At 52.4% G+C, this 12113-nt stretch carries 11 protein-coding genes; 4 read left to right on the top strand and 7 right to left on the bottom strand.

The features are described 5' to 3' along the window. Position 1 precedes the first annotated feature (1 nt). The 4 genes from crtY to AAIE03_RS22000 form a co-directional block, all read right to left on the bottom strand. Positions 2 to 1150, bottom strand: coding sequence for a lycopene beta-cyclase CrtY (gene crtY, locus AAIE03_RS22015; RefSeq protein ID WP_019105892.1), 1149 nt, complete (start codon positions 1148 to 1150; stop codon positions 2 to 4). Continuing rightward, positions 1134 to 2429, bottom strand: coding sequence for a glycosyltransferase (locus AAIE03_RS22010; protein ID WP_498563214.1), 1296 nt, complete (start codon positions 2427 to 2429; stop codon positions 1134 to 1136). Before AAIE03_RS22010 ends, crtY begins: the two co-directional genes overlap by 17 nt. Before the next feature lie 9 nt (positions 2430 to 2438). Further along, positions 2439 to 3347 (bottom strand): polyprenyl synthetase family protein, encoded by a 909-nt coding sequence (locus tag AAIE03_RS22005; RefSeq protein WP_014333254.1) that lies wholly within the window; start codon positions 3345 to 3347, stop codon positions 2439 to 2441. A 242-nt stretch (positions 3348 to 3589) separates the two neighbouring features. After that, complete coding sequence (locus AAIE03_RS22000) at positions 3590 to 4120, bottom strand: YtfJ family protein (protein ID WP_031283843.1); 531 nt, start codon at positions 4118 to 4120, stop codon at positions 3590 to 3592. Positions 4121 to 4287: 167 nt separating this feature from the next. Between AAIE03_RS22000 and AAIE03_RS21995 the strand changes: the two genes are divergently transcribed. After that, the gene (locus AAIE03_RS21995) at positions 4288 to 4506 is read left to right on the top strand and encodes a helix-turn-helix domain-containing protein (RefSeq protein ID WP_019105895.1); all 219 of its coding nucleotides are present in this window, start codon (positions 4288 to 4290) and stop codon (positions 4504 to 4506) included. A gap of 59 nt (positions 4507 to 4565) precedes the next feature. Here AAIE03_RS21995 and AAIE03_RS21990 read toward each other — a convergent pair whose 3' ends face one another. Together AAIE03_RS21990 and AAIE03_RS21985 are read right to left on the bottom strand one after the other, a co-directional pair. Beyond that, complete coding sequence (locus tag AAIE03_RS21990; protein ID WP_072404695.1) at positions 4566 to 6302, bottom strand: DUF2534 family protein; 1737 nt, start codon at positions 6300 to 6302, stop codon at positions 4566 to 4568. A 63-nt stretch (positions 6303 to 6365) separates the two neighbouring features. Then, positions 6366 to 6794, bottom strand: coding sequence for a DUF2946 domain-containing protein (locus AAIE03_RS21985; protein WP_498563213.1), 429 nt, complete (start codon positions 6792 to 6794; stop codon positions 6366 to 6368). A 185-nt stretch (positions 6795 to 6979) separates the two neighbouring features. Here AAIE03_RS21985 and AAIE03_RS21980 point away from each other — a divergent pair, with 185 nt between their 5' ends. Then, positions 6980 to 7921 (top strand): D-2-hydroxyacid dehydrogenase, encoded by a 942-nt coding sequence (locus AAIE03_RS21980; protein ID WP_194761688.1) that lies wholly within the window; start codon positions 6980 to 6982, stop codon positions 7919 to 7921. A gap of 1 nt (position 7922) precedes the next feature. On the opposite strand, the gene glsB is transcribed toward AAIE03_RS21980, so the two are convergent. After that, the gene (gene glsB, locus AAIE03_RS21975) at positions 7923 to 8843 is read right to left on the bottom strand and encodes a glutaminase B (RefSeq protein WP_014598235.1); all 921 of its coding nucleotides are present in this window, start codon (positions 8841 to 8843) and stop codon (positions 7923 to 7925) included. A gap of 258 nt (positions 8844 to 9101) precedes the next feature. Here glsB and clcA point away from each other — a divergent pair, with 258 nt between their 5' ends. After that, positions 9102 to 10520: a H(+)/Cl(-) exchange transporter ClcA gene (clcA, locus tag AAIE03_RS21970; protein WP_498563212.1), complete on the top strand. Its 1419-nt coding sequence runs from the start codon at positions 9102 to 9104 to the stop codon at positions 10518 to 10520. A 1085-nt stretch (positions 10521 to 11605) separates the two neighbouring features. Continuing rightward, positions 11606 to 12103: a type VI secretion system contractile sheath small subunit gene (gene tssB, locus AAIE03_RS21965; protein ID WP_041457910.1), complete on the top strand. Its 498-nt coding sequence runs from the start codon at positions 11606 to 11608 to the stop codon at positions 12101 to 12103. Positions 12104 to 12113: the final 10 nt, after the last annotated feature.

Below are 12113 nucleotides of genomic sequence, written 5' to 3'. Positions count from 1 at the left end.
TTTAACGATGAGTCGTCATAATGGCTTGCAATGCTGCTAATACCGGAACAGGCGGCTTGCCGCTCAGAATACGTAGCCGATCGGTCAGCGTGAGTTTTCCCGCATAAAAACGGGCAATTAAATCTTCAGGTAAACCATAAAAACGCTGCATAACCCGCCAGCGTGAATCGGCGGGTCCGGCTAAAAACAGCATGCGATTCAGCATGCGGAAAAAGCGCTGCTGCTGCCAGCGCTCGCGGGCAAAATGCGTAATGGCCTGGTGAATTGAGGCCGACGTAAAGACATCAAGTGCGCTCAGGCGGTCGGCCACGGCAACCGCCAGCGGCAGTGAATAGCCGGTGGTAGGATGGAACAGACCGGCACGTAATCCACTACAGGCCAGGGGGCGCTGCTGCCAGAATGCGTCGGCATTGCCCGACAGGGTGATGGGTAAGGCGCCCTGTTCTTCACGCAGCAGTGTCTGAAGCTGCCAACCCTGTTGCGCGGCATAGTCGCAAATATTTTGCCGCGCGCGTTCAGGATCTAATGTTGCATTATCGATATAGTGCGTGTCTTCAATTAACAATCTGGTCGGCGAGAGTGGCAGGCTGTACACGAAGCGATAACCATTTTGCTGATCGACCGTGGCATCCATGATAATGGGAGACGATAAACCATGCGGGTGGCTCAATCGCCATTCCTGGCCAATAAACGCCTGGAAGCCCACGCTCAGTGCTGAGTTTGCCGCATAACCCCGCCCGTCAATCACCGCGCGGGCACCGATAACCTGACCCTTTTTCAACCGAACAGATTCCGCATTAACCTCTGCGACCGCGGTATCCATCCACAAGTGCGGGCCAAACTGTCGCTGTAAAACCTCAGCGAAACGCTGAGAAGTAATACAGAAGTAGCCGCTGTTCAGCTTACGACGGCGTGTGGGAAAGCGTACCTGATAGTCGGGCCAGTGATGAACCACCAGCGAAGCTATCCAACGATGTTGGCTCTCAGTCAAATCATCGTGGTGAAATGACCACGTATGATTCCCGCCCGCCTGGGGTGCGGCGTCGATAAGCAAAATACGCATATCAGGTTGCTGCTGCTGAAGACGCAGGGCGATAAGGCCATTCGCGAGTCCAGCCCCCACAAGAATCAGATCATAATGCGGTTGCATAGCCGCTCCCACTTAAGACAGGCTGACCGGTGCGCATAACCTGCTCAATGATATCGGCAGCGGCCATGGTGCCCCCTGCCAAGCGAAGGGCGGTCTGGATCTTCGCCATGCGCTGCTGAAAGTCGACGTTGGTCAGCAATGAACGCATCTGACGAGCCAAAGCATGGCTGGTGGTAAAGCGGGAAGCACGCTTGCCGATGCCGTGATAAACGATGCGTGACGCGACGCCGGGCTGATCAAAGGCCAGTGGAAGCGCTAAAAGGGGCGTCCGGTAATTAATCGCGTCCAGTACCGTATTCATTCCGCCGTGGGTGATCGCCAGCTGCGCCTGTGACAGCGCGGCTGACTGATCGGCAAAATCCACCACCTGTGTATGACGGCTTCGCGCCAGTTCTTCACTCTGAGAGTCCGTAAGACGACCACAGTGGGCTAACAGGAGCTGACCGTCAATTTCTTCACAGGCTTTCACTATCGTTTTAAACAGCCCATAACGGTGTCCCTGAAGCGTGCCCAGCGAGGCGAAGATCCGGGGTTTTTCTGAGGATGTAAAATAACGGGATGAAGACGTTGACGGTGCGTGCGTTTCGCGCAAAGGCCCGACGGCATGAAAACAAGCCGGTAACGCTTTGCGGGGAAAATCCAGTTCAGGAACAAGCTGGCTGATTTGCGCCAGTGGCGAAAAACACTGGTGAAGCTTTTGCCGGGGGGCTAAGCCCATTCTGTGGCTGTGTTCGGCAATGACACGGTCATGACGACGCATTAGCCAGTCATAAATTTTTTCACTGGCGGCATAACGTTCGCGAGCCGCGTCGCTGGTCCCGTATTCGAAAGGCATAACCGCCAGGGGCATATCCGGTTCACGATTGAGAGGCAGCGCGCAGGCTACAGAGATAAACGGCAGTCCCAGTGCTTCAGCAACGAGCGCGCCTGCCGGTTCTATTTGATCAACAATGACGCCATCTATCGCCAGATCGTTAAATGCCTGGGGGAGTTCGCGGCACAGCATATCGGTGGTGCGCGCCATTTCATTGATGAGCTTCAGCATTGACGGCCCCAGAGGATGAGCCGCCAGGTGTAGCACGCGCGTTAACGCGCCGGGGGGATGGCTGTCTGTCCCGACGGAATGAAATCCAATGGTTTCGCTATCGATCAAGTGTTTAATATCGTATTGCTGAATAAAGGTCACCCGATGACCGCGCGCGACCAGTTCCTGAGCGAGATTCTGTAATGCGCGAACATGGCTGTAAAAAGGCGGTGCGATCGCCGCGAAATGGCTCATGCAGCATCCTTAACTGACGGCAGCGAGTTTTTTGTCAAACCAGGCCTGAATAAAATGTTGAGTGGCGTGCCCGTGTTGGCAGGCCGCAGAGAGATGCTCACTGGCAAGATGAAGATGTTGTCTCAAACGTTCTTCAACCGCCCTCGGGCCTAACAGATTGACCAGCGTCGATTTACCGGCGTCCTGATTGCTATCCTTACCGGTGTCGGTCATGCCATCGGTCAAATCGTCCAGCAGTTGAAATGCCTGACCAAGATCAAGTGAAAAACGATGCAGGCAATCACGCGCTTCGCTGGAGGCATTCGCAACAATCGAGGCCATCTGCATGGAGGCACAAAACAGCGTGCTGGTTTTAAAGTGATTCGTCATCAAAATAGCTTCAGCGCTGCGCGGCTTATCCCCTTCAGACAGGTCCTTGAACTGACCCTGAACCAATCCTTGCATGCCGATGGCGTTTGACAGTTCAGAAACCGCCCGATTTTTTGCCAGCGGCGTGAGGCCATCTGCATCGGCAATTACGCCAAAGGCTTTACTCAGCAAGGCAACCGCCGCCAGTATTGCCACATGCTCTCCGTAATGAGAATGAATGGTGGGGCGTCCGCGCCGCAGCTTCGCATCGTCCATGCAGGGCATATCGTCAAGGATCAGCGAAGCCGCGTGGACCATTTCCACCGCACAGGCCAAATCCAGTAATCCGTCATGGCTGACAGCGCAACCCAGATCGCGGGCGGTCAGCAACAGCAACATGGGGCGAATACGTTTTCCCGGTGCCAGCGCACCTTCACGCATCGCGGCACCCACAACATCCCGTTCTCCCTCCACGGGCAATAACTGATCAAGGCGTCGATCAATATCAGCCAGTAACTGCTCCGCAGCATCGCGAGTGAGATGAACGTGTTTTTTTGCGCAGACCGTCATTCGGGCTGTCCTTATAAACGGATACATTTACGGCAACGCGAAAGATGCGGTGCCCTTCAAAAAGACGCTTAATCTGCCATAACATGGTTGGCAGGCTTACCCGTTATTTTACATTTAGGGTTACAGGTTTTTTTTGCTAAATCCACATCGTTAATACTAGTTGAGCTTGTGGAAAAGGTGGAAAATTCATAAACCTCCGTCGGATTGGCAGACCGTGCGGTACCTTTACCGGGTTGCCAGGATCAGCCTGTCAGCGCACGTAATGTTGCAATGACCTGAGAAACATCATCCGCACTGAGCGCCGTGTCTTTCGCAAACTTTACCTGACCATCAGGGTCCAGCACGATGACAGCGGCACCTTCTGGCTTAAGCTGCCAGCGATGTTGTGCCACGCCGCTACTGTCGATAATAAATTGTTGCCATGGTGAGGCTTTTTTACTGGAGCGGATACTGTTAATCACAAACAGACTGCTGCCAGGCAAAGCATCATCTGTATTCACGATGGTTGTGGTCTGGAACCCGTCTTGTGGCATGTTGGCGCGCTGCAGGGCCGCAATAAGCGGGGCGGACTGCTCTTTGGCCGACAATCGTCCTGCAACATGAATAACTAAACGTGTCCGACCCGGAAGAGAAAGGCTGTTCCATTTTTGATAGTTAACCTTGCCGCCATCCAGCCGCATTTCACCTTTATCCGCAATAAAAACCGACGGAAGGGGCTGCCCGATGACGATGTTATGCGCGCTGGCCCAGCAGGAAACGAGCAAAAGCGCCATCAATCCATAACGTTGCACAGTCTTATCCCTGTTTTTAGGATCTGAGTTACCAGCTTAGCAACTTTATTCACTTTCAACTGTTTTATGCCCAATCCTGTTTGAGATCAATATAGCCGGGGGAGGGCTGAACAAAAATGCATCAGCAAGTGAAGATCAGGAGGTGAAAAATGCACTCAGATCGTATGACATTATCTGAAATGGCAGCCTATCTAGGGGTTTCGCAGGCAACCCTGGTCAGGGCGCTTTGTAATGAGGGGGCGTTAGATGGTGTGCCGCTTCCCGAAGGACTGGATCATCTGCCTCTGACGCAACGGCACTGGTTAAAAGAGGATGTCAGCCAGTTAAAACACGCGTTGCAACGCGTTCACGATATCCATCATGATTAAAGACACGGCTTAGCATGCATTCTGATTCATCAAACGCCCGCATAATGCGGGCATTTTTATTACTTGCCCTGCTCGTCACTTTCACCCAGGAAAAAATACCAGAGTGGAATCGACATTAAGCCGGTAAATACGGTGGTATAAAGCAGAATCATCATGGCCTGAGTGATATACATCATTATCGTCCAGTCGCTGAACGGAATATTGTATTGCTCAATTACGCCACTCACCATGGCGCGTGCCATAACGGTTCCCACAATAATTGCCAGAATGACCACGCTGCGCAGGAAATAACGCATCTCTTTACGCTTAACGGCAAATCGGGATTGAACAATCGCCAATGGAGACTGCTTATCCAGCGGCGTGACAACCTCCTGACGTGAAGCACGCTGTGCTTTCCGCCAGCGCTGGATATCAAGCAGTAAGAAGGCCAGTAAACTCACGCCCATCAACGGCAGCGCATAACCGAATGCGAGAGCCAGGATCAGGCTGGCCCCCTGCTGATAGCGCGGTAAGACCTGCCATGCTGCCAGCAGCGTTTGCGCGGGATTGGCCTGCGGTAATGCCGGGCGGCGAATCCACCACATGCGATAACCCAGAACGATCATCGCACATAACCCCGTACCAAACAGCGCCAGGATGAGTTGGTTCGGTAGGCCAAACAGCACGCCCATATGTGCATCTACGCCCCAGCGTGTCAGCTTCGCGACCAGCGGAAAATGGGCAAACTCCACGTGATCGACAATGCTGAAGTCATCAGGATTAACGGAAACCGAATCGACCTGACTTGGCCAGCGGCGATCGATCTCACTCACTGTCCATGCCTGACCGGCACTTTTCGGCTGGCGTAATTCAATTTTTGCCGCCTTGATACCTGCGCTACGTGCGGCCGCCTCAACCCTGTCCCAGTCAGCATCAGGCTGATTAAGGATAACGGGTTTGTCGGTCTTATGACCCGGCATGCCGGGCAGGGTGCCGCCCATTGCCATACCGTCCATCGTGGCATGATGTTCGGCATGAGGATCGGCAGCCACCACCGGTGCATCGCCATTTAGCGCTGTTCTGACCTGAGGCGTCAACCAGCCAAAATCGCTGCGCATTTTATCAATATTACTACCTGCCCACTGAGACCAGGTTAATCCCGTTACCGAGAAAAAGACCAGACCAAGGGACAGGACTAAGCCGAGCGTAATATGCCAGGAACGCGTTAATAAAAAGCCAGAACGCGGCTGTCTGACTTTGCGCCGCGGACGCGTACCCAGCCACAGCAGAATGCCACCCAGTGCCGCAACCCATAACCATGACGCCGCCAGTTCGCTGTAATTACGGCCAACATCGCCCAGCAGCAGACCGCGATGAACCTGATCGAGCCACATGCGAAGAGGTAATACGCCGCTGGTGCCATAAACCGTCATGTCTCCTTTTACAGCGAGCGTATAAGGGTCGATAAAAACAGAACGTGATTCTGAAGGGCCTGACTGCGGCTCTGAAAACTGCACACGCGTCGTGTCGTGTTCGCCCGGAGCGGGCCTTACGGCATAAATCCGGGCATTACCGGCATAACGCCTGGCCGCACTAATTTGATCGGAAAGCGGCTTTGCAGTGCCCTGGGCGTTGGTGGTGAGTGCATCTTTATAAATCAGGTTCTCTAACTGCGGCGTAATGACATACAGCGTGCCGGTTAATGCAGCAACAAAAATAAAGGGCGCAATAAACAGGCCAATATAAAAATGTAAACGACGAAGAACATTCAACATCGCCCCGCGTTGAGGAAGATTATTTTCCCGTGAAAAAGTCATAGCGATTCCATATTTTCAGAATACCGGGCTTTTCCTCCTGCGCCATGGCGTAAGAAGAAAAGATCACATCGAGGAAATAAACAACCGGGGCAACGGTGGTGCGCGGGGTCGATAAATACCGTTCAGGCGCGGTAACGCCAGGCGCGCAATGTGCCGGGGCGGAGGAGCGCGACAGGTCAGGCAGATCAACCAGATGAAGGGAATAAATACCCACAACATTAACGGAACATGAACCAGCAGATCGCAATAACCGCAGGCGAGGCCGTCGTTCATCATACTGTGATCGGTCATCGCCATATCGCTGTGATGATCCATCATCGGCATATCCGCACTCATGCCTGACATCGTCATCGCATCATGGCGTTCAGCAAGATTTTTTGATACCACAGGTGCAATAAACAACAGCATTACAGCCAGTATCGCAATACAGGCGCTCAGTCGTTGTTGTTTACAGCGGGTGGATTTCATCATCAGAATAGGATAGTTATTCACAATTTCAGGGCGGCAGTGTAACGCGACGGAGATAAAAGGGTTAAAAAAAATGGCATTTAAGCCATCGAAAGTCGCACCTTTTGAACACCTTCACTCAAATTGGCTTTGAAATTAACTTTATCGTTACTCATGCCGTACATTTGAATAACATTATTTGTCGGTGATATCGTAATAAAGGAGATCTAATGAAAATCGTAACACTCGATGGCGACACATTGCCCGTGCCACCGACTCAGCCCGCCTGGTGTAGTGACTGGCAATTTCGAACGGACACGGCCGAAGACGAGATCGTTACAGCGCTAAAGGGGGCGACCATTGCCATCACCAACAAGGTGCCCTTACGTGCGGCGACGCTGGCACAGCTCCCCGACCTGCGATACATCTGTGTCACGGCAACGGGCTATGACTGCATTGATATTGCAGCCTGCAAAGAACATGGCATTGTGGTGAGCAACATTCCGGGTTACTCAACGCAAAGTGTTTCGGAAGGCGTGATAGCCTTTATTTTTGCCTTGCGGCGCCAGATCGTGGAATACGCCAACAGCACGCGTCACTCCTGGCCTGAATCCTCTCATTTTTGCCTGCACCGGGCGCCGATTCAGGATATTGCTGGCGCAACGCTGGGTATTGTTGGAAAGGGCGACATCGGCAGCGCAGTCGGCAGGCTGGCACAGGCCTTGGGAATGCGTGTGCTTTATGCCGAACGCAAAGACAGCAGCAGGATCCGTGACGGCTATGTCAGCTTTGATGCGATGCTGGCCTCCAGCGATATCATTTCACTGCACTGCCCTCTTAGCGAGCAAACCCGTCATCTGATCGATCGCGAGACGCTGGAAAAGATGAAACCCCAGGCGTTACTGATTAACACCGCGCGGGGCGGCTTAATTCACGAGGCGCAACTGGCAGATGCCCTGCGGAATGGCACCCTTGCCGGTGCAGCGCTGGACGTTCTCAGCAGTGAACCCCCTGCGCGGGATCACCCTCTACTCCAGCCCGATATCCCCAATCTTCTCCTGACACCGCACATTGCCTGGGCGAGTAACAGCGGCATGCACAATCTGCTTCAGGGACTCATGGTGAACCTGGCGGGATTTGAGCAAAACCGGCCCGTGAATGTCGTGAGCTGAATCAGAATATCGAACGGCCGAGTTTGTCAGTCAGGCACTCCAGCGCGGCGGTGCCGGCTAACGAATTGCCCGCGCTATCCAATCCGGGTGACCAGACCGCGATGCTCATTTCACCAGGAATGACGGCAATGATACCGCCGCCAACCCCGGATTTGGCGGGCATGCCCACCCGCCAGGCAAATTCGCCAGCCCCGTCGTACATACCGCTGGTAATCATTAGCGCATTGATCTGCCGCGCCTGGCGGGACGAAATCAGGGACGCGCCATCCAGGGTTTTTCCCTGATTAGCCAGATAAATAAAACTGCGAGCCAGTTCAATACAGTTCATGGACAATGAGCAGTAGTGAAAATAAGTCTGCATAACGCTGGTGACGTCGTTGTCAAAATTACCAAATGACTTCATCAGCCAGGCGATAGCCGCGTTGCGGGCAGAGTGTTCGTATTCAGAACGGGCGACGTGACGATCGTACTGAATATCCGATTGCTGACTGAGCTGACGGATTATTTCCAGCATACGCTGACGCGGTGCTGTCAGTCGGGTTTCAAGCAAATCGCAGATCACCAGCGCCCCGGCGTTAATAAAGGGATTACGGGGTTTTCCCTGCTCCAGTTCAAGCTGAACCAGCGAATTAAAAGGCTGACCGGAGGGTTCTTTACCCACTCGCCGCCATATCTCCGCATCCTCATAACGCGTCAGCGCGACGGTGAGTGAGAGCACTTTCGAAATGGACTGGATCGAAAAACGAGTTTCAGCATCGCCTGCCTGAAAAACTGTGCCATCACGTAAACAGACCGCTATACCCAGATGGTCGGCCGCGACGTCAGCCAGCGCCGGAATGTAATTAGCGACTTTGCCCTGATGAACTAACGGACGGACCTGCTCAAGAACGGCTTCAAGCAGTGAATTACTGAGAGTGGTCACACACGCGTCTCCAGAAAGATCGTTGATGGCGCAGGATGATGAGCGTCCTCAGGCTGCAAATCAATGGCTTGCAGATAAAATTGTCAGAGGAGGCCTGAAATTTTATCAGGCGTGATGATTACCCTACATCATCCCTTATGCAGCAGCAGGTTGCTGATTTAGTAAAATTCGGAGATAAATAAAAGCGAGGAATTATGGCGGGGATGCGATAACCTCTGGATTTAATTTGCATTGTTGGTGCTGTTCAGCACGCTAATTTTGAGGTCAGGCATGCGCGCTTTTGTCTCAAACCGACCCGGTCTTTTTCGCCCCCGTCGGCTACGGTTGTTACAATATCTTATTCGGCGAGATAAAACGCCGGTTGCCTTATTACTGCTTGCCGCGCTGGTAGGCGTATTAACAGGCCTGACGGCGGTGGCATTCGACAGAGCGGTAAGCTGGGTCATACATTCCCGCCTCCACTGGCTGAGCCAGTTTGAAAACAATGCCTTGTTAATGGGCTTATTTGCCTTTATTTTTTCCGCAGGGCTGGCAGCGTCAGGCTATTTTCTTGTCAGGCAATTTGCGCCTGAAGCGGGTGGATCGGGCATTCCTGAAATAGAAGGTGCGCTGGAGGAGTTAAGGCCCGTACGCTGGTGGCGAGTTTTACCGGTGAAGTTCGTTGGGGGGCTGGGCGCGCTGGGCTCGGGCATGGTGCTTGGGCGAGAAGGGCCGACAGTTCAAATTGGCGGCAACATTGGACGCATGTGTCTGGATATCTTCCGCATGCGGTCTTCTGAATCCCGTCATACTATTCTGGCTACCGGTGCTGCTTCAGGCCTGGCCGCCGCCTTTAATGCCCCGCTGGCAGGCATTCTGTTCATCATTGAAGAAATGCGCCTGCAGTTTCGCTTTAGCCTTATTTCTATCAAAGCCGTGTTTGTTGGGGTCATTACCTCAAGCATTGTTTTTCGCGCGCTGAACGGTAACGAACCCATCATTAACATCGGGCAACTGAAAGATGCGCCGATACAAACCCTGTGGTTATATTTGCTGTTAGGGATTCTATTTGGTGGCTGCGGTGTGGCCTTTAATCGTCTGATATTCACGCTGCAGGATCTGTTTCAGACTCTTCACAAGGGCCAAACCTCGCGTTGGGTGCTGGGCGGTGCAGTGTTGGGCGGATTATGCGGTCTGCTGGGGCTGGTACTGCCTCAGGCCGTCACTGGCGGTATTACGTTAATTCCCGACTTTTCAGCCGGTACATATACCTCCGCCGCTTTACTCTCCCTGTTTTTTCTTCGCGCGCTGACCACCTTGCTGTGTTTCGCATCCGGGGCGCCAGGCGGTATTTTCGCGCCGATGCTGACGCTCGGCACATTACTCGGCATCAGCGTCGGTCAACTCTGTGTTGCGATGTTTCCGGCGTATCATCTTGAAGCGGCAACTTTTGCCGTTGCGGGCATGGGAGCGTTATTTGCGGCCTCGGTACGCGCACCCTTGACCGGCATTATTCTGGTGCTGGAGATGACGAATAATTATCAGCTTATTCTGCCAATGATTATTACCTGTCTTGGGGCTACCCTGTCTGCGCAATATTTCGGCGGAACGCCGTTGTATTCAACGCTTCTCGCCCGGACTCTGGCAAAGCAGCAACAAAGTGAGGCGGAGGCCAATGCAACGCCCGATCGGGCCTGAGTGAGTGGAGCAGGGCGAAACTGCACTGATATTAACGCCGGGAATCTGGCCTGAGGTCGGACGGCAATCATTCTTGAAACGGGTTATCCGGAGGGCGGATAAGATCGCACCTGATAAAGACAGGGTTGTTTACGCTGACGGCCAGCGGTGACATTCAGACTCGGCGCAGTGCTGGCTGCGCTGGGAACGCCTTACAGAATCCTGAAAAAATCTGGTGAGGGCTCCCCGCGCTATCGGCGTTCTCTTCATGCTTCTCCCACAGGCCAGCGTCACCTTAGCCGATTATCGCGTCTCTGCGGCACAAAACAGGCTCTGAAGCGACATTGCACGTACTCTCCTTCACGTGAATATGGGCATTTTTTGCGCGCGTTTCTTCCTGACTCATGCTCGCGCGTTATTTACCCACATTCTGGTGATTCATTTTGGAATATGACAACCCACGACGCTCCGGCTTTTTAAACCACGTGGCGCTATAAAATGGACGGAAAGAGCAAAAGGGAGGCTCTTTTTATACGTGGCTAAAGACGCCTGTGTTTCTGGCTAACGATGCTGGCTGATGATGGAATATTCAGTTAGGCCCCGGTTTCAGCCTGTAATTGTGCCCGATGTTATAGGATGACTTATCGCTTTGAACGTTGATGACAGACTCGCCTGGGGCACGTAAACCCGGGAAGTCTTTCCTGTGACAATTAGCGTGTTCCTCACGTGAAATAAGGTCATGACTCTCCGCTTATCCGATGCGCCATTTTTATCTTCTTCCTCTCTCCAATGCCAGCCTTAAAAGGCTATGGGTATTCCCGCTTCCCGAGCAATGATTTGAGTCAATTCGAGATCGTTATATTCCCGATTCCCTGTACGTTCTTATGACTGCGATATTAACGTTTGTTCATTGTATTAGCGGTAGACAAATCCTCTGGTGGGCTACGATTGTTCGATATTATTAATCAGTAGAAAATTCTTAATAAAATTATTTTTTAGGATTAAAGATCGGTAAATTTGATCTTGTTTCGATCATTATTCCAATTTGGCGTGTATATAATTTTGGTCTCAAAAGTGTGTGCAGCAATAAATCGAGGGATGATGAAATGACGGATAGTTTTCAGAGTGAAGTGCCAAAGGCACGTATTAATTTAAAACTGGATCTGCATACGGGGGGCGCAAGCAAGAAAACGGAGCTCCCTCTGAAATTACTTGTGGCGGGCGACTTCAGTAATGGTCAGGAGTCTGCACCCCTGCCTGAACGTAAAAAAGTTAATCTGAACAAAAATAATTTTGACGCTGTGCTTTCTGAATATTCCCCAAAATTAAACCTGACCGTTAAAAATACGCTTGCCGGTGACGACAGCGAAGAAAACATCAGCCTGTCATTCCAGAGCATGCAGGATTTTTCTCCAGAGCAGGTTTCCCGCCAAATACCCCAGCTGAAGGCCATGCTTTCCATGCGCAATTTGCTGCGTGATTTAAAGGCAAATTTACTGGATAACCAGGCTTTTCGAAAAGAGCTGGAAAAAATTCTGCTCGATCCGGCCTTAAGTGCAGAGCTCCGATCTGAGCTGTCTGCGCTGGCGCCTAAACAGCCATAACGGTCACGAC

It is taken from the genome of Pantoea sp. Ae19-2 (assembly GCF_059801205.1).
The sequence above is the reverse complement of the archived record's forward strand: the minus strand, read 5'-3'. Positions and strand labels throughout refer to the sequence as shown.

Bases quoted from the DNA above. Each gene is read 5' to 3' on its own strand.
- tssB (WP_041457910.1), top strand. From the start codon at position 11,606: ATGACGGATAGTTTTCAGAGTGAAGTGCCAAAGGCACGTATTAATTTA.
- AAIE03_RS22000 (WP_031283843.1), bottom strand. From the start codon at position 4,120: ATGGCGCTTTTGCTCGTTTCCTGCTGGGCCAGCGCGCATAACATCGTC.
- AAIE03_RS22005 (WP_014333254.1), bottom strand. From the start codon at position 3,347: ATGACGGTCTGCGCAAAAAAACACGTTCATCTCACTCGCGATGCTGCG.
- AAIE03_RS21980 (WP_194761688.1), top strand. From the start codon at position 6,980: ATGAAAATCGTAACACTCGATGGCGACACATTGCCCGTGCCACCGACT.
- AAIE03_RS21990 (WP_072404695.1), bottom strand. From the start codon at position 6,302: ATGACTTTTTCACGGGAAAATAATCTTCCTCAACGCGGGGCGATGTTG.
- AAIE03_RS21995 (WP_019105895.1), top strand. From the start codon at position 4,288: ATGCACTCAGATCGTATGACATTATCTGAAATGGCAGCCTATCTAGGG.
- crtY (WP_019105892.1), bottom strand. From the start codon at position 1,150: ATGCAACCGCATTATGATCTGATTCTTGTGGGGGCTGGACTCGCGAAT.
- AAIE03_RS22010 (WP_498563214.1), bottom strand. From the start codon at position 2,429: ATGAGCCATTTCGCGGCGATCGCACCGCCTTTTTACAGCCATGTTCGC.